The organism is Streptomyces glaucosporus (genome assembly GCF_039533345.1).
Classification (GTDB): domain Bacteria; phylum Actinomycetota; class Actinomycetes; order Streptomycetales; family Streptomycetaceae; genus Streptomyces; species Streptomyces glaucosporus.
This window is the reverse complement of the sequence record NZ_BAAATJ010000012.1, coordinates 109758-133502: the sequence shown is the minus strand read 5'-3', so window position 1 is coordinate 133502 and position 23745 is coordinate 109758. Positions and strand designations below refer to the sequence as shown.

The 23745-nt window shown below is 74.8% G+C and carries 21 protein-coding genes and 1 pseudogene; 11 read left to right on the top strand and 11 right to left on the bottom strand.

The annotated features are described in order from the left end of the window. Window positions 1-23 precede the first annotated feature (23 nt). On the bottom strand, window positions 24-1151 hold the full coding sequence (corA, locus tag ABD358_RS15080; RefSeq protein WP_344631506.1) for a magnesium/cobalt transporter CorA: 1128 nt from the start codon (window positions 1149-1151) through the stop codon (window positions 24-26). A 466-nt stretch (window positions 1152-1617) separates the two neighbouring features. Between corA and ABD358_RS15075 the strand changes: the two genes are divergently transcribed. The 4 genes from ABD358_RS15075 to ABD358_RS15060 all read left to right on the top strand — a co-directional run bounded on the left by ABD358_RS15075 (window position 1618) and on the right by ABD358_RS15060 (window position 4663). Then, a complete protein-coding gene (locus ABD358_RS15075; RefSeq protein WP_344631505.1) occupies window positions 1618-2220 on the top strand; it encodes a suppressor of fused domain protein in 603 nt (200 codons plus the stop codon). 180 nt (window positions 2221-2400) lie between these two features. Beyond that, window positions 2401-3054, top strand: coding sequence for a DUF6758 family protein (locus tag ABD358_RS15070; protein WP_344631504.1), 654 nt, complete (start codon window positions 2401-2403; stop codon window positions 3052-3054). A gap of 111 nt (window positions 3055-3165) precedes the next feature. Then, the gene (locus tag ABD358_RS15065) at window positions 3166-4011 is read left to right on the top strand and encodes a PHP domain-containing protein (protein ID WP_344631503.1); all 846 of its coding nucleotides are present in this window, start codon (window positions 3166-3168) and stop codon (window positions 4009-4011) included. A 43-nt stretch (window positions 4012-4054) separates the two neighbouring features. Beyond that, a complete protein-coding gene (locus tag ABD358_RS15060; RefSeq protein WP_344631502.1) occupies window positions 4055-4663 on the top strand; it encodes a MarC family protein in 609 nt (202 codons plus the stop codon). Here ABD358_RS15060 and ABD358_RS15055 read toward each other — a convergent pair. Together ABD358_RS15055 and ABD358_RS15050 are read right to left on the bottom strand one after the other, a co-directional pair. Further along, window positions 4644-5537: an alpha/beta fold hydrolase gene (locus ABD358_RS15055; RefSeq protein ID WP_344631501.1), complete on the bottom strand. Its 894-nt coding sequence runs from the start codon at window positions 5535-5537 to the stop codon at window positions 4644-4646. The genes ABD358_RS15060 and ABD358_RS15055 overlap by 20 nt on opposite strands. A 58-nt stretch (window positions 5538-5595) precedes the next feature. After that, window positions 5596-7185, bottom strand: a complete 1590-nt coding sequence (locus tag ABD358_RS15050) for a DEAD/DEAH box helicase (protein WP_344631500.1) — start codon at window positions 7183-7185, stop codon at window positions 5596-5598. Between the two features lie 575 nt (window positions 7186-7760). Here ABD358_RS15050 and ABD358_RS15045 point away from each other — a divergent pair. Continuing rightward, window positions 7761-8498 (top strand): ferritin-like fold-containing protein, encoded by a 738-nt coding sequence (locus ABD358_RS15045; protein ID WP_344631499.1) that lies wholly within the window; start codon window positions 7761-7763, stop codon window positions 8496-8498. Window positions 8499-8519: 21 nt separating this feature from the next. On the opposite strand, the gene ABD358_RS15040 is transcribed toward ABD358_RS15045, so the two are convergent. From ABD358_RS15040 to ABD358_RS15025, 4 genes are all read right to left on the bottom strand, one after another. Then, window positions 8520-8801, bottom strand: a complete 282-nt coding sequence (locus tag ABD358_RS15040; RefSeq protein ID WP_344631498.1) for a hypothetical protein — start codon at window positions 8799-8801, stop codon at window positions 8520-8522. A gap of 161 nt (window positions 8802-8962) precedes the next feature. After that, window positions 8963-9190, bottom strand: coding sequence for a DUF3107 domain-containing protein (locus tag ABD358_RS15035; RefSeq protein WP_344631497.1), 228 nt, complete (start codon window positions 9188-9190; stop codon window positions 8963-8965). 186 nt (window positions 9191-9376) lie between these two features. After that, entirely contained in the window at window positions 9377-10003 is a 627-nt protein-coding gene (locus tag ABD358_RS15030; protein WP_344631496.1) for a TetR/AcrR family transcriptional regulator, read from the bottom strand. Window positions 10004-10160: 157 nt separating this feature from the next. Next, on the bottom strand, window positions 10161-10391 hold the full coding sequence (locus ABD358_RS15025; protein ID WP_344631495.1) for a hypothetical protein: 231 nt from the start codon (window positions 10389-10391) through the stop codon (window positions 10161-10163). A 123-nt stretch (window positions 10392-10514) separates the two neighbouring features. Between ABD358_RS15025 and ABD358_RS15020 the strand changes: the two genes are divergently transcribed. The 6 genes from ABD358_RS15020 to moeZ all read left to right on the top strand — a co-directional run bounded on the left by ABD358_RS15020 (window position 10515) and on the right by moeZ (window position 18629). Beyond that, window positions 10515-11489 carry an alpha/beta fold hydrolase gene (locus ABD358_RS15020; RefSeq protein ID WP_344631494.1) on the top strand — a complete coding sequence of 325 codons (975 nt, stop codon included), beginning with the start codon at window positions 10515-10517 and terminating at the stop codon, window positions 11487-11489. A gap of 6 nt (window positions 11490-11495) precedes the next feature. Continuing rightward, on the top strand, window positions 11496-12884 hold the full coding sequence (locus ABD358_RS15015; RefSeq protein ID WP_344631493.1) for a DUF3152 domain-containing protein: 1389 nt from the start codon (window positions 11496-11498) through the stop codon (window positions 12882-12884). 228 nt (window positions 12885-13112) lie between these two features. Further along, entirely contained in the window at window positions 13113-14906 is a 1794-nt protein-coding gene (locus ABD358_RS15010) for a DUF3492 domain-containing protein (RefSeq protein WP_344631492.1), read from the top strand. After that, window positions 14903-16030 carry a hypothetical protein gene (locus ABD358_RS15005; protein ID WP_344631491.1) on the top strand — a complete coding sequence of 376 codons (1128 nt, stop codon included), beginning with the start codon at window positions 14903-14905 and terminating at the stop codon, window positions 16028-16030. The genes ABD358_RS15010 and ABD358_RS15005 overlap by 4 nt, the downstream gene beginning before the upstream one ends. Window positions 16031-16223: 193 nt before the next feature. Further along, complete coding sequence (locus ABD358_RS15000) at window positions 16224-17144, top strand: NAD-dependent epimerase/dehydratase family protein (protein WP_344631490.1); 921 nt, start codon at window positions 16224-16226, stop codon at window positions 17142-17144. 306 nt (window positions 17145-17450) lie between these two features. Beyond that, complete coding sequence (gene moeZ, locus ABD358_RS14995) at window positions 17451-18629, top strand: adenylyltransferase/sulfurtransferase MoeZ (protein ID WP_344631489.1); 1179 nt, start codon at window positions 17451-17453, stop codon at window positions 18627-18629. A gap of 152 nt (window positions 18630-18781) precedes the next feature. Here the strand turns inward: moeZ and ABD358_RS14990 are convergent. From ABD358_RS14990 to ABD358_RS14975, 4 genes and pseudogenes are all read right to left on the bottom strand, one after another. Next, window positions 18782-19582, bottom strand: a pseudogene (locus tag ABD358_RS14990) (ABC transporter permease); the annotation flags it as partial. Beyond that, a complete protein-coding gene (gene modA, locus ABD358_RS14985; RefSeq protein WP_425576335.1) occupies window positions 19579-20313 on the bottom strand; it encodes a molybdate ABC transporter substrate-binding protein in 735 nt (244 codons plus the stop codon). The pseudogene ABD358_RS14990 and the gene modA, both read right to left, overlap by 4 nt. Window positions 20314-20416: 103 nt before the next feature. Next, a complete protein-coding gene (locus tag ABD358_RS14980) occupies window positions 20417-20824 on the bottom strand; it encodes a TOBE domain-containing protein (protein WP_344631487.1) in 408 nt (135 codons plus the stop codon). Window positions 20825-20994: 170 nt separating this feature from the next. After that, entirely contained in the window at window positions 20995-23673 is a 2679-nt protein-coding gene (locus ABD358_RS14975; RefSeq protein WP_425576330.1) for a flippase-like domain-containing protein, read from the bottom strand. Window positions 23674-23745: the final 72 nt, after the last annotated feature.

The window sequence follows — 23745 nt, the reverse complement described above, 5'->3', positions numbered from 1 at the left end:
CGCCCCGGGGCGCGGGCCGGCCCTCAGAGCCAGCCGTTCCGCTTGAAACCGCGGTGGATGGCGTAGCAGATGCCCAGGATCACGGCCATGACGGTCGGGTAGCCGTACTTCCACTCCAGCTCGGGCATGTAGTCGAAGTTCATGCCGTAGATCCCGGCGATCATCGTCGGGACGGCGAAGATCGCCGCCCACGAGGTGATCTTCCGCATGTCCTCGTTCTGCGCGACCGTCGCCTGGGCGAGGTTCGCCTGGAGGATGGAGTTGAGCAGGTCGTCGAAGGACAGCACCTGCTCGTTCACCCGGGTCAGGTGGTCGGCGACGTCGCGGAAGTACTTCTGGATGTCGGGGTCGATCAGCCGCATCGGCCGCTCGCTCAGCAGCTGCATCGGCCGCAGCAGCGGCGAGACGGCCCGCTTGAACTCCAGCACCTCGCGCTTGAGCTGGTAGATCCGTCCCGCCTCGCGTCCGCGGCGCCCTCTGCCCGTGTTCTCCGAGAAGACCTGGATCTCCACCTCGTCGATGTCGTCCTGCACCGCGTCCGCGACCGCCAGGTAGCCGTCCACCACCTGGTCGGCGATGGCGTGGAGCACGGCCGAGGGGCCCTTGGCCAGCAGCTCGGGGTCGTCCTCCAGGCGGTGGCGCAGCGTGCGCAGCGACCCCTGGCCGCCGTGCCGGACGGTGATGATGTAGTCCCGGCCGGTGAAGCACATCACCTCGCCGGTCTCCACCACCTCGCTGCTGTCGGTGAGTTCGTCGTGCTCGACGTAGTGGATCGTCTTGAAGACGGTGAACAGGCTGTCGTCGTACCGCTCCAGCTTCGGGCGCTGGTGCGCGTGCACGGCGTCCTCGACGGCGAGCGGGTGGAGGCCGAACTCGCGGGCGATGCCGGAGAACTCCTGCTCGGTCGGCTCGTGCAGGCCGATCCACACGAACGCCCCGCTCCCGTCGCCGTCCCGCGAGCGCAGCGAGCGCAGGGCGTCGGCGGGGGACATGCGCCGGGTGTCGCGGCGGCCGTCCCGGTAGACGGCGCAGTCCACGACGGCGCTGCCGGCGGCGGAGCCGCCGCGGACGCCGTCGTGGGCATAGGAGGAACGGCCGCCCCGGCGGAGGGCGGGACGGACCGCGGCGCGCAGGTCACGGATCATCGACATGCTGGGCTCCTTCGCGTGCCGAGCCGCCGGCGCACGGGCGCAGCGCTGCCCGGAATGTGGACCTACGGGCAGAAGGAGGGCCGGAGGTCTGCAAAGCGGGCACCACGCGGACCGCGCACGCGGGCGGCAATCGCTGAGGACGACGGTCGAACAGGACTCACACGCTCTTCCGCGAAGCCGGTCCGCACGGGAAGCGGGTCCTTCCGGAGGTTTCGCCGCAGGGAAGCGGGGGGAGGAAGGCCCTCAGGCACGGGGACGGGGCTGCCGTACGGAAGAGCAGCCGGTACTGCACGGTCGACTCGGATCCATCGCAGCCCCACCTCCTCCGGCCGGTCCCCGCTGGGGGAAATCCACTACACGCCTTGACCAGCAGTCAACGGTATCACTCGCGGAACCGGTTCCGCCCCGCTCCAAGGCCCTCCGTGTACCCCCTTTGCCTGATCCATACGCGAACTATGCTCGCCGTATGGCACACGTTCTCCAGCTCGTCGAGGCGAGACTGCGCACCGCCCTGGGAGAGCCCGACGCACGGGCCTCGGTGACGTTCCTGGGCGCCGACCGGATCGAGGTGCTGCGGTTCCCGGACTCCGAGGGCGACGGGAACGCCCTGGTGCGGTACGCCACCCTGGGGATGTCCGCCGCGCCGATGGCCGACCCCACCGCCGCCGTCGTCGACCCCGAACGGGGGCCCCGCGCCGAGCTGGTGCTGACGGTGCGCGCCGGAGTGGCCGACACCGACAAGGCGCTGCGTCCGCTCGCCGTGCTCGCCGCGTCCCCCCAGGTCGAGGGTGTGATCGTGGCGCCGGGCGCCTCGCTGGACGTGGGCGAGCCGCTGTGGCCGCAGGCCCCCTTCACCTCCGTGCTGGTCGGCGAACCCGGCGGTCTGGTGGAGGACTTGGAGCTGGACCCGCCGATGGACCCCGTCCGCTTCCTCCCCCTGCTGCCGATGACGCCCAACGAGGCGGCCTGGAAGAGGGTGCACGGCGCCGCGGCGCTGCAGGAGCGGTGGCTGGCGCACGGCACGGACCTGCGCGACCCCCGGCGGGCGTCCGTCCCGCTGACGGACTGAACCGGCGGCCGGTCCGGCGGGCCGGTCCGGAGAGGGGGACGCCGCCCTCCGGCCGGGATCCGGGGCAAACCGCGCCGCCCCCGCGGGAGCTGACGGGGACTCGGACGGCCGCGGGGCCGTTCGATCCGTACGGGTGATCGTCCTTGACGGGAGGGTGTCCGGGTAGGACCGTGGTGCCCCATGAGGGGCGAACCCACCTGCCCGAAGTGCGGCGGCCGTGTCAGGGCGCCCGGTCTCTTCGCCGACTCCTGGCAGTGCGCCGCGCACGGCGCGGTGCATCCGCTGCAGCCGGTCCTCCCGCCGAGCGTCGAGGCGCTCGGCGTCGTCCTCCACCGCTCCGAGGTCCCGGTGTGGATGCCCTGGCCCCTCCCGGTCGGCTGGCTGTTCACGGGCATCGCCTACGCGGGCGACGACCGCAGCGGCGGCCGGGCCACCGCCGTGGCCTGCTCCGGACCCGGCCCGCTGGGCGGCCCCGGCGAACTCCTGCTCGTCGCCGAGGAACTGGGCGTCGGACTCGGGGCGCGCTACGCCGGGGTGCCGGGCCCCGACCCCGGGCCGCTGATGGACGTGGACCGGCCCCCGCACACGAAGATCCTCGCCGCCGGCCGGCCCACCCCGCTGTGGCACGTGGGCGGCGTCCCCGCCGACCGCGCGGTGTTCGCCGGCGAGGCGTGCGGACTGTGGCTGTGGGCGATCGTCTGGCCCGAGCCGTCCGGACTGCTGATGTACGACGAACTGGTGCTCACCGATCTGAGGGACGCGGGCGCCGAGGTGGAACTGGTGCCCTGCGGGGCGCTCTCCCCCCGGCTGCTGGAGGGGCCCGACCCTCTCTGATCCGGGTCCCGCCCCGGCCCCTTCCGGGACGCTCGCCCGCCCCGGAACCGCAGGTCGGCGGTGCTCTATTCTGAAGTGTCCGTTTCAGCCGTCCACCGTGGGAGTTCTGCCGTGCGCATCGACCTGCACACCCACTCCACCGCGTCGGACGGTACGGACACCCCCGCCGGGCTGGTGCGGGCCGCCGCGGCCGCGGGACTGGACGTGGTGGCGCTGACCGACCACGACACGGTCGCGGGCCACGCCGAGGCCGCCGGGGCCCTTCCCGAGGGCCTCACCCTCGTCCCCGGGGCCGAACTCTCCTGCCGGCTGGACGGGGTGAGCCTCCACATGCTGGCCTACCTGTTCGACCCGGCCGAGCCGGAACTGGCACGCGAGCGCGAACTGGTCCGCGACGACCGGGTCCCGCGCGCCAAGGGCATGGTCGCGAGGCTCCGGGAGCTGGGCGTGCCCATCACCTGGGAGCGGGTCGCCGAGATCGCCGGGGACGGCTCCGTCGGCCGTCCGCACATCGCGTCCGCGATGGTCGAACTGGGCGTGGTCGACACCGTCTCGGACGCCTTCACCTCCGAGTGGATCGCCGACGACGGCCGGGCGTACGTCGAGAAGCACGAACTGGACCCCTTCACGGCCATCCGCCTGATCAAGGGCGCGGGCGGGGTCGCGGTCTTCGCGCACCCCCTGGCCGTCAAGCGCGGGCAGTGCGTGCCGGAGAGCGCCATCGCCGACCTGGCCGCCGCCGGGCTCGACGGCATCGAGGTGGACCACATGGACCACGACGCCGCGACCCGCGACCGGCTGCGCGGGCTCGCCCGCGACCTCGGTCTGCTGGCCACCGGATCCAGCGACTACCACGGCACCCGCAAGACCTGCCGGCTCGGGGAGCACACCACCGATCCCGACGTCTACGCCGAGATCGCCGCCCGGGGGTCAGGCGCGGCACCCATCTCCGCCTGACCCACCATCCGACATCCCGCAAGGCACCAGGCAAGGCACCACCGTGTTCGACTTCGCTGTCTTCGGATCCGTATTTGTCACGCTTTTTGTGATCATGGACCCGCCCGGCATCATCCCGATCTTCCTCGCCCTCTCCTCCGGACGCCCGGTCAAGGTCCAGCGCAAGATGGCGCTCCAGGCCACCGCCGTCGCCTTCGGCGTGATCGCCCTCTTCGGCCTCCTCGGCCGGCAGATCCTCGACTACCTGCACGTGTCGATCCCCGCGCTGATGGTCGCGGGCGGCCTCCTGCTGCTGCTGGTCGCGCTGGACCTGCTCACCGGCAGGGGCGACGAACCCAAGCAGACCAAGGACGTCAACGCCGCGCTCGTCCCCCTCGGCATGCCCCTGCTGGCCGGGCCCGGCGCGATCGTCTCCGTCATCCTGGCGGTGCAGCGCGCGGACGGGGTGGCCGGTCAGCTCTCGGTGTGGTCGGCGATCATCGTCCTGCACCTCGTGCTGTGGCTGGTGATGCGGTATTCGCTGCTGATCATCCGGATCATCAAGGACGGCGGCGTGGTCCTGGTCACCCGCCTGTCCGGGATGCTGCTGTCGGCGATCGCGGTCCAGCAGATCGCCAACGGCGTCATGCGGTTCATCCAGGGAAACGGCTGACCGGCCGGTCCGGACCGGCTCCGGCCGCCCGGCAGTCGTGCCAGAAGGCGGCCAGGGCGTCCGCCGTCTCCTTCGGACGCTCGGCGTTCGGGGAGTGCTCGGCCCCCTCGATCACCGTGCGCCGGGCGTTCAGCCGGCGCGCCATGTCGTCCATCCGGGGCACCGGCCAGGCGTAGTCCACCGTGCCGGACAGCACGTGCTTGGGCAGGGGGACGGCCGCCAGCTCGGCGACCCGGTCCGGCTCGTCCAGCAGCTGGCGGCCGGTGGCCACCAGCTGCTCGGGGACGTTCGCCAGCCAGCGGCGGTGGAGGAAGTCGCGTACGGCGGGCGGGGTGGCGGCGTCGGCCGCCTCCGGCGGGTCCAGGGCGCGCATCGCCTGCCAGACCTCCTCCATGTCCATCGCCGCCAGCGCGTCCAGCAGCATCCTGGTACGGGCCTGCTGGGCGGGGGAGATGGCGGCGGGTCCGGAGCTCATGAGGGTCAGGGACACGAAGGGCGCCGGGTCCCGCAGCACGGCGGCCCGGACGATCAGCCCGCCCAGGGAGTGCCCCAGCAGGTGGACGTCCCCGCCGAGCGCCTCGGCCTGGGCGAGCACGTCCAGCGCCAGCTCCTCCTGGGCGTAGGCGGCCTCCTCGCGGGGGCCGCCGGTCTCGTGCTGCCCCCGCCCGTCCACGGCCACCACCCGGAAGCCCTGCCGCGCCAGAGGGGCGAGCAGGGCGATGAAGTCCTCCTTGCTGCCGGTGAACCCCGGCACCAGCAAGGCCGTTCCGGCGCGCGGTTCGCCCGCGTCGTGCACGGCGAAGTCGCCGCGCGCGGTCGCCAGTCGGTACGCCCGCGCGCCGCGGGGCAGGGTGAGGGTCGGCGGCTTGCTCATGCGGTGAGGCTAGCGACCCCGCACCGGCCCCGCGTCGGCGGTGTCCCCGGGCGGTGCGTCAGCTCTCCCGGGTGGTCTCCGGAGCCGTGGCGGGACGGGCCGAACCACCACGGGTACGGCGGCGCCGGCGCGGCCTGCGGGGCTCGGCGGAGGCGTCCGCCGGGCCGTCCGCGGGCGCGCTCGCGCCCTCCTCCGCGGCCCGGGCCCCGGTCAGGGCGTCCGGCTGGACGGGTGCGCCGCCGCGGGTGCGGCGCCGCCGCGGCCTGCGGGGCCCCTCCGGCGCGGCCTCGGAGCCCTCCGCCCGAGCGGCCGGCTCCGTCGCTTCCGCGGCACCGGAACCGGAGCCGTCCAGGGGCGCGCCGCCGCGGGTGCGGCGGCGCTGGCGCGGAGTGCGCGCGGGCCGCTCCTCGGCGGCCCCGCGGCCCCGGTCCTGACTCTGGCCCCGGCCGCGGCCCCCGGTCTCGCCCAGGTCCTCGACCTCCTCGGCCGCGAGGCCGGCGCGGGTGCGCTCCGCCCGCGGCAGGATCCCCTTGGTGCCCTCGGGGATGCCCAGCGCCTCGTACAGGTGCGGGGAGGTGGAGTACGTCTCCACCGGGTCGTTGAAGTCCAGGTCCAGCGCCTTGTTGATCAGCTGCCAGCGCGGGATGTCGTCCCAGTCGACGAGGGTGACGGCCGTACCCGTGTTGCCCGCCCGGCCGGTGCGGCCGATGCGGTGCAGGTAGGTCTTCTCGTCCTCCGGCGTCTGGTAGTTGATCACGTGCGTGACGCCCTCGACGTCGATGCCGCGAGCGGCGACGTCGGTGCAGACGAGCACGTCGATCTTGCCGTTGCGGAAGGCGCGCAGCGCCTGCTCCCGGGCCCCCTGGCCCAGGTCGCCGTGGACCGCGCCCGCGGCGAAACCGCGACGGGTGAGCTGCTCGGCGACGTCGGCGGCCGTCCGCTTGGTGCGGCAGAAGATCATCACCAGTCCGCGGCCGGTGGCCTGGAGGATCCGGGAGACCATCTCCACCTTGTCCAGCGAGTGCGCCCGGAAGACGTGCTGGGTGGTGTTGGCGACCGTCGCGCCCTCGTCGTCCGGCGAGGTGGCGCGGATGTGCGTGGGGTGCGACATGTAGCGGCGGGCGAGGGCGATGACCTGGCCCGGCATGGTCGCCGAGAACAGCATGGTCTGGCGCTTGGCGGGCAGCTGCTGGATGATCTTCTCGACGTCCGGCAGGAAGCCCAGGTCGAGCATCTCGTCGGCCTCGTCCAGCACGAGCGTGCGGACGTGCGCCAGGCTGAGCTTCCGCTGGCCCGCCAGGTCCAGCAGGCGGCCCGGGGTGCCGACGACCACGTCGACGCCCTTCTTCAGCGCCTCGACCTGCGGCTCGTAGGCACGGCCGCCGTAGATCGCCAGCACGCGGACGTTGCGGACCTTGCCCGCGGTGAGGAGGTCGTTGGTGACCTGCTGGCACAGTTCGCGGGTGGGGACGACCACGAGCGCCTGCGGGGCGTCGGTGAGCTGCTCGGGCTTCGCCCGGCCGGCCTCGACGTCGGCGGGGACGACGACGGACTCCAGGAGCGGCAGGCCGAACCCGAGCGTCTTGCCCGTGCCGGTCTTGGCCTGGCCGATGACGTCGGCACCCGAGAGGGCGACCGGCAGGGTCATCTCCTGGATGGGGAACGGAGACGTGATGCCGACGGCTTCCAGGGCTTCGGCGGTCTCGGGAAGGATCCCGAGGTCTCGGAATGTGGTGGTCAGGATGCTTGCCTCTTCCGTGAGACGCGGGACGGGAGGGAGCGAGGGCGCACCCCAGCGGAGCAGGGCGGGTCGTACCGCGCCGGACGTCGCCAGCCCGGGGGCTGTCGGTCGGCCTCGCGGCGCAGGACCACGGGCTCTCGCTCAAGCGCTCGTACCGCGCGAGCGGGGCCCCTCACCGCAGTCCGGACGGGGACACGTGGCCTGGTGCCACGCTTCCGTGCACGGTCCGCGTGGAGGGCGGTCGTGTCGGAGCCGATCGGGCCACCGACCGGGCATCCGCTGCGTGGGCCCGGGGAACGTCCCCGAGGGCCCGGGAACACAGTATGCGTCGAACCCGCTCCTGGTGAGCGGGCCCAATATCACTGTACCCCCAAACCGCGCATGTGTGCCCGGGTCTTCACCGTCCGGTGGCGCGCCACGGGCCCGGCACGGACCGCCCTGAAGGGTTCCCGGGCAGGTCGGGCGGGCTATTGTGCGCAGCTATGGAGACGTCTGACACATCCCCTGCCGAATCCGGGGAGCCCCGGGACATCGCCGCCCAGGACTGGGCCCGGGCCTCCGCCGACCCGCAGTACCGGGCGGCCGTCGTGGACCTGCTGGGCGTACTGGCCTACGGCGAGCTGGCCGCGTTCGAACGGCTCGCGGAGGACGCCAAGCTGGCGCCGACCCTGGAGGACAAGGCGGCGCTGGCCGCCATGGCGTCGGCGGAGTTCCAGCACTTCGAGCGGCTGAGGAGCCGGCTGTCGGAGATCGACGAGGACCCGACGGCGGCGATGGAGCCGTTCGCCGCGGCACTGGACGACTTCCACCGGCTGACCGCGCCGTCGGACTGGCTGGAAGGACTGATCAAGGCGTACGTCGGCGACTCGATCGCCTCGGACTTCTACCGCGAGGTCGCGGTCCGGCTGGACTCCGACACCCGCGCCCTGGTGCTGGCGGTGCTGGACGACACCGGGCACTCGGGCTTCGCCGTGGAGAAGGTGCGCGCGGCCATCGAGGCCGATCCCCGGGTCGGCGGCAGGCTCGCCCTGTGGGCCCGCCGTCTGATGGGCGAGGCGCTCTCGCAGGCCCAGCGGGTGGTCGCGGAGCGCGACGCGCTGTCGACGATGCTGGTCGGCGGGGTCGCGGCGGGCTTCGACCTGGCGGAGGTGGGCCGGATGTTCTCCCGGATCACCGAGGCCCACACCAAGCGCATGGCGGCGCTGGGACTGGCGGCCTGACCGGGCCGGGCGCGGTCCGGCTCACACCGCGCCCACGCTCGGCCGGCCGGAGGCGGCCGAGCCGCCGCGCGGACGGACCAGCAGGGAGAGCAGGGCCGCCGCGACCAGGACGGCGACCACCAGCGCGGGGAGCGAATGCCCCGGCCCCAGCACCACGTGTGTGATCACCCCGCCGGCGACGGCGGCGGCCGGGCCCGTGGCCAGCACCAGGGAGCGGTCGCGGAACCGGTCGGGGAAGCGATGGGCGGCGACGAGGGCGACGGCGAGGCCGAGGAGCGCGGAACCGAGCACTTCCCAGATCAAGAGGTCCTCCCGCGGGCCGGTGCGGCGTGTGGATGGGGCTACCCGGTCCTACCCCGTGAGGGTGGAGGACGAAACGGCGGCCGGGCGGAATTCCCGCCCGGCCGCCGCATCTTCCGGTTCTCCGCGGGACCTTCACCGGTCCCGCGCGCCGCTGTTCCGGCTCAGATCGCGCCGAAGCCCACCTTGCGGCCGCTCGGCTCGCCGATGTCCACGTAGGCCAGCCGGTCGGCCGGGACGACCACCCGGCGGCCGTGCTCGTCCACCAGGCTGAGCAGCCGCGACTTGCCGGTCAGCGCCTCGGCGACGGTGCGCTCGATCTCCTCGGCCGTCTGCCCGCTCTCCAGAACGAGCTCACGGGGCGCGTGCTGCACGCCGATCTTGACCTCCACGGCTATGTCCCTCCGAACGGTGTGTGTTTCCCCGGGCGGAGCCGGGGCGGAGTGCGCGGCCGGCCGCGCCGTACCCAGCCACATTAGCCCGCACCGGGGCACGGAGCCGCCCGGGACCGCACGCCGACAGCGAACACGGGGGCCGTCCCGCCGTCTCCGCCGCCCCTCCCGTGTCCCGCCGCGGGCCTACGCCTGCTTCGGGAAGCCCGCGATGCCGCGCCAGGACAGCGACGAGATGAGCTTCGCCGCGGCGTCGCGCGGGATCTTCTGCCCGTCGCTCAGCCAGTACCGGGCGGTGATCTGCGCCATGCCGCACAGCCCCATGGCGAGCAGCATCGCCTCGTCCGGGGGGAGGCTGGTGTCCTCGGAGATGACCTCGCTGACCGCCCGCGCGCAGTCCACGCTGACCTTCTCCACGCGGTCGCGCACGGCGGGCTCGTTCGTCAGGTCGGACTCGAAGACGAGACGGAAGGCCCCGCCCTCGTTCTCCACGTACCGGAAGTACGCGTCCATGGTGGCGGCGACCCGCTGCTTGTTGTCGCTGGTCGAGGCGAGAGCCGCGCGCACCGACTGGACCAGCGCCTCGCAGTGCTGGTCGAGCAGGGCCAGGTAGAGGTCGAGCTTGCCGGGGAAGTGCTGGTACAGCACCGGCTTGCTGACGCCCGCGCGCTCGGCGATGTCGTCCATGGCCGCGGCGTGGTAGCCCTGGGCGACGAACACCTCCTGCGCCGCACCGAGCAACTGGTTGCGTCGGGCCCGGCGCGGCAGGCGTGTGCCACGCGGGCGTGCCTCGGTCTGCTCGATGGCTGTCACGCTCGCCTCCTGGGTTCCTGGGGACGCCTTCCGGACGGGGCCGCGGAAGGCGTCGCTCCGCGCGGTGTGCGCTGCGTCCGCCATCGTACTTTTGGGTAAACCTCCTGTGTGCCGGGCGGCCGCAGAAATCCGCGCCCCGAACGCGCGTTGTGCTGGTTTAGCGGTAATCGTCCTCGTCGAGCTCGACCACCCGCGCCTGCTCGGCGGCGTCCGCGGGGTCGGCTTCCGGCAGGTCGCGCCCGATCAGCGGCACGTCCCGGTGCCGGAACACCTCCGTGTGCTGCTCGGCGGCGTCCGCCTCCGGGGCCTCGACGCCGAACCGCTCGGCCGCCGGCTGGTCCGTCTCCTCGTCCTCGAAGGTGTCCGGGTCGGTGGGGTCAACAGGCATGACGGTCCTCTTTCCACGGTGGGGGCGTTCCACACGAGCCTAGGAGAGGTGATTTCCGGAGGCGAGACGGGTGCGGCCCCCGGTACGTGAGGGCGGCAGTGATCGTCTCGTAACATTGCCCCCATGTCATCGACCGAGCAGTCGGATTCGCATGCCGCGGCCCCGTTGGAAGTACCGCCCACCGGGCGGTCGCGGCGGGCCGGGGAGGGCGAGACCCTGCGGTCCGTGTCGCTGCCCGGTCTGACGCTGTCGGTGCGCGGGCGTCCGGCGGCACGCGCCGGCCTGCCCCCGGCCCTGTACGTCCACGGGCTGGGCGGTTCCTCGCAGAACTGGTCCCTGCTGATGAGGGAACTGGCCGACACGGTCGACGGGGAGGCCGTCGACCTGCCGGGCTTCGGCCACTCGCCGCCGCCCGACGACGGCAACTACTCGATCTCGGGGCACGCGCGCGCCGTCATCCGCTACCTGGACGCGACCGCGCGCGGGCCGGTGCACCTGTTCGGCAACTCCATGGGCGGAGCGATCGCCACCAGGGTCGCGGCCGTCCGCCCCGACCTGGTGCGCACCCTCACCCTCGTCTCGCCCGCCCTGCCGGAACTGCGCCCGCAGCGCACCGCGGTGCCCACCGCCCTGCTGGCGGTCCCCGGAGCCGTGACGCTCTACGGGCGGCTCACCCGGCACTGGACCGCCGAGCGCCGCGCCCGCGAGGTCCTCGCGCTGTGCTACGGGAACCCGGCGTCCGTGTCGGCGGAGGACTTCGAGGCGGCCGTGGCGGAGTACGAGCGCCGGCTGGCGCTGCCGTACTCCTGGGACGCGCTCGCCCGGTCGGCGAGGGGCATCGTGAACGCCTACACCCTCGGCGGCCAGCACGCGCTGTGGCGCCAGGCCGAGCGGGTCCTGGCGCCGACGCTGCTGGTGTACGGCGGACGGGACAAACTGGTCTCCTTCCGCATGGCGCGCAGGGCGAGCGCCGCCTTCCGCGACTCCCGCCTGCTGGCGCTGCCGGAGGCGGGACACGTCGCGATGATGGAACACCCCGGGGTGGTGGCGGGCGCCTTCCGGGATCTGCTGCGAGACACCGACACGGGCAGGGGTTGACGAGGCGTGGGACGTCACAGCCGCCGAGGCAGGACGAAGACCGGCAAGCCGGCGGCCCCGGCCGGAGGAGGCCGGCCCGCCGCCCGGGAAGAGGTCCCGCGCCCCCACCCGGCGCCGGCCCCGCCGCACGGGACCCCGCGCCACGGCGCACCGGCGCACGCCCCGGCGGCCGGCCGCTCCGCGCCGGCGTACGAGGAGTTCCGGGCGCCGTACGAGCCCCGTGAGGGGCCCCGGGTCCGCAGCGGCCACCCCGAGCAGCGCGAGCCGGGCGGCGGCTGGGGCGTGCCCCAGCAGCGCGAGAGCGGTCCGGGCGTCCCGCGGCGGCCCTCGGCGGCCCCGCCGCGGGACGCCGCACCCGGGGCCGCGAGGATGCCGCGGCAGGAGTACGTCGACGCCTTCGACGACGGCGTCTTCGGCGTGACCGGTCCGCGGACCGGAACCGGCGCGACCCTCCCCGGAGCCGGGGGACCGGGCCGCGGAGGGGCCGGGCCCGCCGGGGCCCCGGCGGCGGCCCCGGCCGGCGGGGACGGCCGGGACGGGACCGGGGACGGCGGGAGGAACACGGGCAGGGGCGGCCGGGGCCGCACCCTCACCGGGGTCGCCGCGGCGGCCGTGACCACCGTGCTCGCCGTCGTGGTGGCCGGGCAGGTCGCCGACCCGCGGGGCGGCGTCCGGGAGCAGGTCGGGGCGAGCGGGGAGAGCGAGCGCATGAGCGCCCAGGACTCCTCCCGCTCCGACGTCCGCCCCACTCCCTCGCGGGCGCAGTCCCCGTCGGCCAAGAAGTCCCCCGAGGGCTACGCCGACCGGATGGAGCGGCTCTACGACCTGGCCCCGAACGCCGGGGGCCCGGGCGAACTCGTCCCCGTCCCCGGGCGGGACGAGGCGCCCGGGGACGGACCGGTCCTCCGCTACCGGGTGGACGTCGAGAAGGGACTGCCGCTCGACGGCGGGCTGTTCGCCGAGGCCGTCCACCGCACGCTCAACGACGAACGGAGCTGGAGCCACGGCGGCGCCCGCGCCTTCGAACGGGTCTCCGGGGACGACGAGGCCGACTTCGTGATCACGCTCGCCAGTCCGGCCACCACCGCCGAGTGGTGCGCCAAGTCGGGCCTGGACACCACGGTCGACAACGTGTCGTGCGACTCCGCCGCGACCGAGCGCGTCATGATCAACGCCTACCGGTGGGCGCGCGGTTCGGAGACCTTCGGCCCGGAGAGGATCCGGGAGTACCGGGAGATGCTCATCAACCACGAGGTGGGCCACCGGCTGGGCATGGGCCACGTCGGCTGCCCGGAGGACGGGGCCCTGGCCCCGGTGATGATGCAGCAGACCAAGTACCTGACCACCGGCGGGGCCACGTGCCGGCCCAACGCCTGGCCCTTCCCGGACGCCTAGGCCCGGACACGGTCGCGGCGTCGCGGACCGGGGCGCACGGGGGCGCCGGGCGCGCGGGGCCGCCCACTAGCCGACCGAACGTTCAACCGCGCCAAAAGTCACGGTAGTTCACCCCTTCCGGTGGTATGGCGGACAACCGTCCGTCGCGCCGGCCTTCCCCGCGCATAACGTCTTCCCGCAATGCCACGGGGACGGCCGGTGGCCCGAGGATGGAGCGGGGGTGAACACGTGCGCATCGCACTCCTCACGGAGGGTGGTTACCCGTATCCCGACGGTGACTCGGTCGTGTGGTGCGACCGGCTGGTGCGCGGACTGGCGGACCACGAGTTCGAGGTCTACGCGCTCGGCCGCGGGGAGCGGCAGCGGGAGGGCGCCTGGCCCCCGCTGCCGGGGAACGTCCGGCGGGTGCGCACCGCGCCGCTGTGGGGCCCCGTGCCCGCGGCGGACGGACGCCGCGGCAGACACCGGTACGGGCGGCGCGAACGGCGGCGGTTCGGCGAGCACTTCGCGGAACTGGCCGCCGCCGTCTGCGCGGAACCGGGGAGCGAGGGGGCGGCCTCCCAGGCGGACCGTTTCGCCGAAGGGCTCCACGGACTCGCCGACCTCGCCCGGGAGCGCGGCGGCCTCCCCGCCGCGCTCCGCTCCGAACAGGCGGTGCGCCTGCTGGAGAGCGCCTGCCGAGCCCCCGGCGCGCTCCGCGCCGTGCGCGCCGCCGTGCCGGCCGACCTGCTCACCGTCACGGAGCAGTTCGAACGCCTGCTGCGCCCGCTCTCGGCCGACTGGTACGGCGGTCCGGGGAAGCCCGCCGGCCCCGCGCACCGACGCGGTTCCGGGCTGGCGGCGGCGGACGTCTGCCACGCGGTGGGCGCGGGCCCCGCCGCACTGCCGGGACTGCTGGCCGGACGCCTCTTCGGAACACCGCTGCTGGTCACCGAGTACGGGGCGCGGTTGCGCGAGCACTGCCTCACCAGCGCCGCGCACGCCGTCGCCCCGGACGCCGTGGGCGCACCCGTGCGCGCCCTGCTCGCCGCGTTCCACGCACGCCTGGCGCACGAGGTGTACCGCCGGGCGGAGCTGATCACGTCCGGCAACGCCCACACCCGGAGCTGGCAGCTCAGGGGCGGGGCGGACCGGGACCGGCTGCGCACCGTCCACCCGGGGACGGACGCCTCGCCGTTCACCGGGATCGAGGAGGACGGCGGACAGCGGCGGCCGGACCCGCTGCTGGTGTGGACCGGCCGGATCGAACCCGCCAGGGACCTGGTCTGCCTGCTCCACGCCTTCGCCGAGGTCCGCCGGACCGTGCCCGGGGCGCGGCTGCTGATCGCCGAACGCCCGGGCGGACCCGGCGCGGCGTCCGGACGGACCCCGGAGGCGGAGGCGTACCTGGCGCACTGCCGGGCGCTGGCCGCGCAGCTCTTCCCCGACGAGGCGGCCGGCCCCCACAGCGTCGGCGACAACCCCGTCTGCTTCGCGCGGATCGGCGATCCCGAGGCGCCCCGGCTCCCCGACGCCTATGCCGCCGCCGACGTCGCCGTGCTCTCCAGCGTCGTGGAGGGCTTCCCGGTCCCGCTCGTCGAGGCGATGCTCTCCGGGCGGGCCACGGTCTCCACGGACGTCGGCGCGGTGTACGAGGCCGTGGGCGGCACGGGGCTCGTGGTGCCGCCGCGCAACCCGCGGGCCCTGGCCGCCGCCTGCGCGGCCCTGCTGGGGGACCCCGCCCGGCGCGCCCGGCTGGGCGCCGCCGCCCGGGCGCGGGCACTGGAGCTGTTCACCGCGGAGCGGAACGTCGCGGCGTTCCGCGGCATCTACCTGGAACTGCTCTCGCACCGTCCGGAGCCCGCCGGCCGGCCCACCGGGGCCAGGCCCTTCGCCCGGCCGCCCGAGGCGCACCTGCCGGGCCACTGGGCCGGGCCCGGCACCGGCCGCCCCGTCCGCAGGCCGAGCTGGGCCCGTACGTCCTCCGGCCCCGCGGCGGTCCCGGCGGGCGCGTCCGCCGGGCCGCGGGAGGGACGCCGGTGAGCCCCCTGCCGGGACGGCACGGGCCCGCCGACCCCGTCCGCGTCCTGCTGCACCGGCACCGGGAGCTGTGCGAACGGGCCGTGGACCCGCTGGAGATCGCCGCGGTCCTGGAGACGCACGGCATCACCGACCGCACCGCGGCGCGCTACCGGCACCGTGACGTGTTCTCGCTCGCGGAGGAGCTGTACGCCAGAACGCCCCGCGCCGGGGAAAGCAGGGCGGAGGAGACCCGGGCCGCCCCGGAACGGGCGCCCCGCCGGGCGGCGGCACGGGTACGGGCGGCGCTGCTGCCCCTGGTGCCCGGCGGATGGTGCGCGGCGACGCTGGGCGTCCCGGTCCTGGCCGGGGACGCCCGGCCGGCCCTCCGGTACGCGCTCATGGGCGTGGGAGCCCTGCTGGCGGCGGTGTCCGCGTGGCTGTGCCTGCGCCTGTGCCCGGGCCGGGGGGGAGACGTCCGTCCGTCCCGGTCCGCCGTCCTGGGGAGCTGCTGGCTGACGGGCTACGCCCTCGTCGGCGACCGGCTGCTCGCCCGGGCCCTGGACGGCGCGGCGGAGGCGGCCGCCCCGCTCGCCGAGCGGTGCGTGCCGCTCGGCCTGGCCGCGGCCGTCGCACCCGCCGTGTGGTGCGCCCGCCGGTTCGCCGCGCAGGCGGAACGGCGGCTGCGCGCGAGCCGCGACCTGAAGGGGTTCGCGGCCCGGACGCGACCGCTGCTCGCCGCGACCGTCGCGGTGTTCGCCGCGACCCTGGCCGCCCTCCTCACCGCCGCCCACGTCGCCGTGGACGGCGGCACCGCCCGCGACGCGCTCGGCGCACCCGTCGCCGCCGCGACCGCGCTCGGCACGCTGCTGTTCGTCGCGGTGCTGCTGACCTCCCACGGTTTCCGGGCCGCCGCCGCGGGCGGCATCGCGGCGGCCTGCCTCGTCGAGGTCGCCGCCCTCGCCGCCGCGTGGGCGGCCCGGCGGCCCGGCCTGGCGCACCTGGGCCGTCCCGTGGAGGCGCTGACGGACACCTGGGGGCCGGCCGCCGTGCCCGCGGCGGCCTGCGCCGCCGCGGCCCTCGCCCTGTCGGCCTTCGCCGCCCGCGCCCTCACCGGCGCATCCGCCCACCACCGGGGCGGACCGTGAACCCGCTCCCGGAGGCCCTCGCCACGGGCCCCACCGGCGTCACGAGCCCCGGCAGCCCCGCGAACCGCGTCGGCGCACGGGGCCGGGCGCACCGCCCACCACGGGCACACCACCGACGCACCACCGAAGGAGCAGACCCCATGACCGTTCCGCGCGCCACAGGCGTCACCGCACCAGTGCGGGAGGACGTCCGATGAGAGTGCTGCTGATCGGGGCCAACGGATACCTCGGCCGCCACGTCGCCGACCGCCTGCTCGCCGACCCCGCCGTCCAGCTCACCGCGCTCGGCCGGGGCGACGACGCCGACGTCCGCTTCGACCTGTCCACCGGCAGCCCGGGGGCGCTCACCCGTTTCCTGGACGCGGTGCACCCCGGCGTCGTCGTCAACTGCGCGGGCGCCACCCGCGGCGGCGCCCGGGAACTGATCCGGCACAACACCGTGGCCACCGCGACCATCTGCGAGTCCCTGCGCCGCAGCGGCTGCGGGGCCAGGCTGGTCCACCTCGGCTGCGCCGCCGAGTACGGGCCCTCCCCGGCGGGCTCCTCCACCGGCGAGGACGCCGTGCCGCGCCCCGGCAGCCCGTACGGCGTCAGCAAGCTCGCCGCCAGCGAACTCGTCCTGGGGTCCGGGCTGGACGCCATCGTGCTGCGGGTCTTCTCGCCGGCCGGCCCCGGCACCCCCACGGGCTCGCCGCTGGGCCGCCTCGCGGAGGCGATGCGCCGGGTGATGCAGCAGGGGGACGGCGAGCTGAGGCTCGCCGGGCTGGGCGTCCAGCGCGACTTCGTGGACGTGCGGGACGTGGCGCGCGCCGTGCACGCCGCCGCGCTCTCGGCCGCCCAGGGCGTGGTCAACATCGGCTCCGGACGCGCGGTGCGGCTGCGGGAGGTGGTCTCCGTGCTGGCCCGGGTCGCCGGCTACACCGGACCGGTGCACGAACCGGACGAGGCGCACGCCCCGGGCGGCGCGCAGCCGCCCCCGCCGTACCCCGACGGCTGCGGTCCCTGGCAGCAGGCGGACGTCCGCAGCGCGCGCGACCGGCTCGGGTGGCGGCCCCGGATCGGTCTGGAGGAGTCGCTGGCGGACATCTGGATGGAGGCGGCGTGCCGTATCTGACCGGCCCGGGCGGACGTCTCCCGGACGCCGGGGCCCCCGGCGGATCGGGACCGGGGACCCCGGCGTGCCGTGCGCCCGCCCGGGGGAGGGGGCCCGCATCGCCCGGCGGCAGGGGGCGGGCGCGGTGCGGTTCACGGACCGTGACCGCCGGGGGCGCCGCGGGGGACCGCGGACCTCCGGGAGACGGTGCCCGGCTGCTGGGACGAACTCGTCTCGCGGCTCGGACCGGGTGTCTCGGAATGAGATCGGGCATGGCAGTGTTACGAGAGGAACAACCGTCCACCGACCAACCCTGTTGAGGTCCCCGTGTCGCTGCCACCCCTGGTCGAGCCGGCCTCCGAACTCACCGTCGACGAGGTCCGCAGATACTCTCGCCACCTGATCATCCCGGATGTCGGGATGGACGGGCAGAAGCGGCTGAAGAACGCCAAGGTCCTCTGCGTGGGAGCGGGCGGACTCGGTTCCCCCACGCTGATGTACCTGGCCGCGGCGGGTGTGGGCACCCTCGGCATCATCGAGTTCGACGAGGTCGACGAGTCCAACCTCCAGCGTCAGATCATCCACAGCCAGTCGGACATCGGCCGCCCCAAGGCCGAGTCCGCGCGGGACACGGTGCTCGGGATCAACCCGTACGTGACGGTGAACCTCCACCAGGAGCGGCTGGAGTCCTCCAATGTGATGGAGATCTTCTCCCAGTACGACCTGATCGTGGACGGCACCGACAACTTCGCCACCCGCTACCTGGTCAACGACGCCTGCGTGCTGCTGAACAAGCCGTACGTGTGGGGTTCGATCTACCGCTTCGACGGCCAGGCTTCGGTCTTCTGGAGCGAGCACGGTCCGTGCTACCGCTGCCTGTACCCCGAGCCCCCGCCGCCCGGCATGGTCCCGAGCTGCGCCGAGGGCGGCGTGCTGGGCGTGCTCTGCGCGTCCGTCGGGTCGATCCAGACCACCGAGGCGATCAAGCTCCTGGCGGGCGTCGGCGAGCCGCTGGTCGGCCGCCTGATGATCTACGACGCCCTGGAGATGACCTACCGCCAGGTCAAGGTCCGCAAGGACCCGGAGTGCGCGGTCTGCGGCAAGAACCCGACGGTCACCGAGCTGATCGACTACGAGGCGTTCTGCGGCGTCGTCTCCGACGAGGCCCAGCAGGCCGCGATGGGGTCGACCATCACCCCGCAGCAGCTCAAGCAGTGGATCGACGAGGGCGAGAACATCGACATCATCGACGTTCGCGAGCCCAACGAGTACGAGATCGTCTCCATCCCGGGCGCCCGCCTGATCCCGAAGAACGAGTTCCTGATGGGCGACGCCCTCCAGGGGCTGCCGCAGGACAAGCGGATCGTCCTGCACTGCAAGACGGGTGTCCGCAGTGCGGAAGTCCTCGCGGTCCTGAAGAACGCGGGCTTCGCCGACGCCGTCCACGTCGGCGGCGGCGTCATCGGCTGGGTCAACCAGATCGAGCCGGAGAAGCCGGTCTACTGAGACCGGTCCGGCAGGTCCCGCAGGACCGGCCGGCGACCGCCGAGGCGAACAACGCGCCACGACCCCGGAGGCAGGCCCTCCGGGGTCGTGGCGCGTCCTGGAACGGGTACGTCCGCCGGGGGTGTCCGAGGCCGGGGACGTCAGCGGGCGTGGCCCGGCCACCGGCCGCGCAGAGCGGCCAGGACGGCCGCCGCCACGGCGAGCAGCAGCAGGGAGACCGAGGTCGCGGCGGCCGGATCCCGCTGGAGGAGCAGGTACACCTGGAGGGGGAGGGTCTGGGTCACCCCCGGCAGGTTGCCCGCGAAGGTGATCGTGGCCCCGAACTCCCCCAGCGCCCTCGCCCAGCACAGCGCGGCTCCCGAGACCAGGGACGGCATCACCATGGGCAGGGTGACGTGCCGCAGCGTCTGGGGGAGGGTGGCGCCCATGGTGGCGGCGGCCTCCTCGTAGCGCGGGTGGAGGCCGTTCAGAGCGCCCTCCAGGCTGATCACCAGGAACGGCATCGCCACGAACGCGGCGGCGGCCACCGCGCCGGCCGTGGAGAACGGCAGTGTCACCCCGAGCGCCTCCAGCGGCCCGCCCAGCAGCCCGTTCCGCCCGAAGCCGCGCAGCAGGGCGACGCCCGCGACCGTCGGCGGCAGCACCATCGGCAGCAGCACCAGGGAACGCACCAGCGCCTTGCCGGGGAAGTCGGCCCGGGCGAGCAGCCACGCCAGCGGCACGCCCAGCACGAGCGAGAGCAGCAGGGCCCAGCCGGAGACCAGCAGGGACAGGCCGAAGGCGTGGACCACGGCGGGGGAGGAGAGCTGCCCGGCGAGGCCGGACCAGGGCGTGTGGGCCAGCACTCCCGCCAGGGGCACCGCCAGGAAGAACAGCGCGAGCGCGGCGGGCAGGGCGAGCGCGGCGGGCGGGCGCGTCCGGCGTCCGGCACGCTGTCTTCCCGGGGGACTCACGGCAGCAGGAAGCCGGCGTCGCGCAGGACCCGGCGGGCCGGTTCGGTGCCCAGCCACGCGATGAAGCCGGCGGCCTCCTCGGGGTGCGGGGCGTTCGTCAGCGGGGCGGCGGGATAGCGCACGGCGGCGCCTCCGCCGGGGAGGGGGACGGCGTGGACGGCGTCCCCGGCGGAGGCGGCGTCCGTGGCGTACACCAGTCCGGCGTCGGCCTCGCCCAGCTCCACCTTGCTCAGCACCGCGCGGACGCTCGGCTCCCGGGAGACCGGCCGCACGGCGACGCCCCGCCGCTCCAGCAGCTCCTGCCCGTAGCGGCCGGCGGGGACCTCGGGATCGGCGAGGACGGTCATGACGTCCTCGCGGGCGAGGTCGTCGAGCGAGTCGACGCCCAGGGGGTTGCCGGGCGCGGTGGCGATGGCGAGCCGGTTGCGGGCGATCACGGTGGCCGGGCCGGTTCGGCCGCGCAGGGTCTCCATCGTGGCGGTGTCGGCGGTGACGACCAGGTCGGCGGGCATGCCCTGGCGGATCTGCGCGGCCAGCTCCTGGGAGCCGGCGAAGGAGAAGCGGAGCCGGACGCCGGGGTGCTCCTCCTCGTAGAGGGCGCCCGCCTCGGTGAGGGCGTCGGTGAGGGAGGAGGCGGCCAGCACCGTCACCGTCGTCCGTCCGCCCGAGTCCCCCGGTCCGGCGAGCGCGCCGCCTCCGCAGGCGGCGGCCAGGGGGGCCAGGACGGCCAGGAGGAGGGCGGCGAGCCGGAGGCGGGAAAGCGGACGGAGACGCGGACGGGGAGGGCGGCGCCGGGGGAGCGGAGCGGTGTGCGGCGAGGTCACGGGGGCCGCCTCATGCCCGGTCGACGTGCACATTGGTGGCCTTCACCCGGGCCACGGCCTCCACGCCGACGGCCAGCCCCAGATCCTCCACGGCCTCCCGGGTGAGCAGGGAGACCAGCCGGTGGGGTCCGGACTGGATCTCCACCTGGGCGGCGACGTCGCCGAGGGTGACGGCGGTGACGATCCCCGGGAAGGCGTTGCGGACACTGGTGCGGGGCTCCTCCTCCCCGCCGCCCGCGCCGTCCGTGCCGTCGGCGGCGAGCGCGACGGCGAAGGCGGCGAGGTCCGTTCCCTCCACGAGCCGCTTGCCGTGGCCGTCACGGCGGGTCGGCAGCCGTCCGGAGTCGGCCCAGCGGCGCACCGTGTCGGCGCTGACCCCGAGCAGCCGCGCCGCCCGGCCCATGGAGTAGGAAGGCATGTGCAGGACGGTAGAGCCGCCCGGCTGGCATACGCAAGGCGACACCGGCGATGTGCCTCGCATCCGCGGCTTCCGCTGGTGTCCCCGGGGACCGCGGGACGCGGGCCCCGCGCCGGTAGCGCTGCGCGGTTCAGTGCGGTTCAGTGCGGTTCAGTGCGGCTCTCCGCGGTTCAGAGGGCCTGCCTGCGGGTCAGGTGGGTGAAGGAGAGCCAGCCGGGGAGGACGGGCAGCCAGAAGGTCATCAGCCGGAAGAGCAGCACCGCCGGGGTGGCGATCTCCTTCTCCAGGCCGAAGGCGACCAGGCCCGCGAACAGGGCCGCCTCCACCGCCCCGAGCCCGCCCGGGGTGGGGGCGGCGGAGCCCAGCGCGTTGCCGGCGAGGAAGACCACCGCGATGCTCGCGTAGCTCAGCTCGCCGCCGAAGGCCCGGATCGAGGCGTCCAGGCACATCACGAACGAGACCGTCAGCAGCAGCATCCCGCCGATGCCGCTGAGCAGCTTCTGCGGGCGCTGGAGGACGTCCAGCATCCGGGGGACGACGCCCGCGAACAGCGCCCGCACCCGCTCCACGACGAACTTCCGCAGCACCGGGACCGCCGCCACGACCAGGGCCAGCACGGCCGCCGTCAGCAGCCCCGCGATCACCGTGCGGGACGGGGAGAGGGTCGGGGTGTGCTCCGTGCCCGTCAGATAGCCGAAGAACAGCAGCAGGACGATGTGGCACCCCAGGCCGAAGAGCTGGGACGCGCCGACGCTGGCGACCGCGTGGCCGGGACGGACCCCGGACCGCTGCAGGAACCGCGTGTTGAGCGCGACGCCGCCGACCGCGGCGGGCGCGACCAGCTTGACGAAGGAGCCCGCCACCTGGGCGAGCACCGTGCGCACGAACGGCACCTTCTCGGGCACGAAGCCGAGCAGGCTCAGCGCCGCCGCGACGTACGTCAGCGCGGCGAAGAACAGGGCCGCGGCCACCCACCCCCAGTCCGCCCCGCTGACGACCTGGCGGGGGTCCACATGGGTGAGCTGCGAGAGCAGGAAGTACGCGGCGAGGGCGCCCGCGACGAAGCTGACCACGGTGCGCGGCCTGACCCGCTCCAGACGGGCCGGCTCGACGGGCGCCTGCGGGCGCACCAGCAGCACCTGCCGGCGGATCTGCGAGAGCAGGTCCTCCTCGCGCGCCTCCTCCAGCGCGGCCATGACGGCCTGCTTCTCGGCCCGTTCGGCGTGCTTCTCGGCCCGCGGGGAGCGGCCGCCGGCGGCCTCCAGCTCCCCGGCCTCCCCTTCCCCGGCCGCCTCCCGGCCGGCGCGGGAGGCCTCGATGGCCGCCTCACGCTCGCGCTGGGCGCGCTCCTTGTTCAGCCGGCGCAGGGTGGCGCGGGTGTTGCGGTTGAGGGCGATCGGCTGGAGCAGCGGGAGGCTGTCGGCCACCGCGTCCGGGCCCAGCACCGCGACCGCCGCCGCGACCGAGCGCTCGGCGCCGGCGCGCAGGCCGAAGGTGGTCAGCAGCTGTGCGACGTCCATCCGCAGCACCAGGTCGCCGGCCGCGATCTCGCCGCCGCTGAAGTCGGTGAGGAACACCGTGCCGGAACGGTCCACCAGCACCGCGTCGTCCTCCAGCCGCCGGTGGGCGATCCGCCGCGACTGGAGGGCCTTGACCTGCCGCCAGACCGCCCGCATCAGCTCGTCGGTGATCTCCTCGTCCGGGAGGGTGTCCAGACCCCGTCCGTCGATGTGCTCGTAGACGAGCATCACCGCGTCGGGGCCCAGCTCGGAGGTGGCGATCAGCCGGGGGGCGTTGGCGCCGGCGGCGATGGCCGCGTACGCCAGCAGGGCCTCCTGCTCCAGGGCCTGCCGCAGCGACTGGAGGCTGCGGCGCTGGGTGATGCCGCGCAGCGCGAAGCGGCGCCAGGCGCGGTAGTAGAAGCCGTGCGCCTGCTGCTCGCGGTCCACGAGGATGACGTCGAGCGGAGGGCCGTCCTCCAGGGTGACCAGATAGCGGCGGCCCCGGTCGCTCTGCTCGGAGCGGTCGGTCTCGGGCTGGTCCTCGCGCAGCGCCCGGACCGGCTTGAAGCCGACCCGCCGCAGCCCGCCCAGCAGCTGCTGGGCGGTGGGGCGGACGTTGGGGGAGCCGACCGCGTACAGCGTGCCGTAGGCGACGGTCCAGCCGATCAGCACGGTGACCAGGATCGAGAACGGCGTGGTGTAGCCGCCGACCAGCACCGCGAAGGCGTCCAGCAGCAGCACGGCCCACAGCAGGACGCGCCAGCGGGGGCGGCGGGCCATGCCGACGGCCGTCATGTAGGCGATGACGGGCGCCAGGTAGCCGTGCACCGGGTCGGTGAGCCCGCCGTCCGGCGCCGGGTCGATCAGCGCGTTCCGGACCGACGGCGGTGCCTGCTCGGCGACCCACAGGTCGGTGGCGAGCGAGACGCCGTGCGCCAGGACGGCGGCGAGGACGCCGTCGGCGATCCGCAGCCCGTCCCGTTTGATCAGCCGCTCGACGGCGAAGGCGACCGGCACGATGAGCACGGCGACGCTGGAGGCGAACCCGGCGAAGCGGATCAGCAGCAGCGGCGCCTGCCCCGCGCCCTTGGCGATGTCCTGCTCCAGCCCCGCGGTGGTGCCGTGGGCGAAGGCGGCGACGGTCAGCACGACGGCGATGCCGAGGACGCCCAGCAGCAGCCGCATCAGGTCCGAGGGACGGTGCACCCGGGCGGGGAGGATCGGCTCGTCGCCGTCCAGGTGGTCGGGTCCCGGACCGCCCGTGCGGCGCAAAGCCGCATCGGAGCGGGGCCCCTCCCGCGGAGGGGGCCCGCCCTGCTCTTCGGTCTCTTTTTGCTCTCGTATCACCTGTCACCGCCGGGACGAATGGTGGCACGAGGGAGCCCGGGAGGGACGCACGAGGTCTCTTTTCTCCGCGGA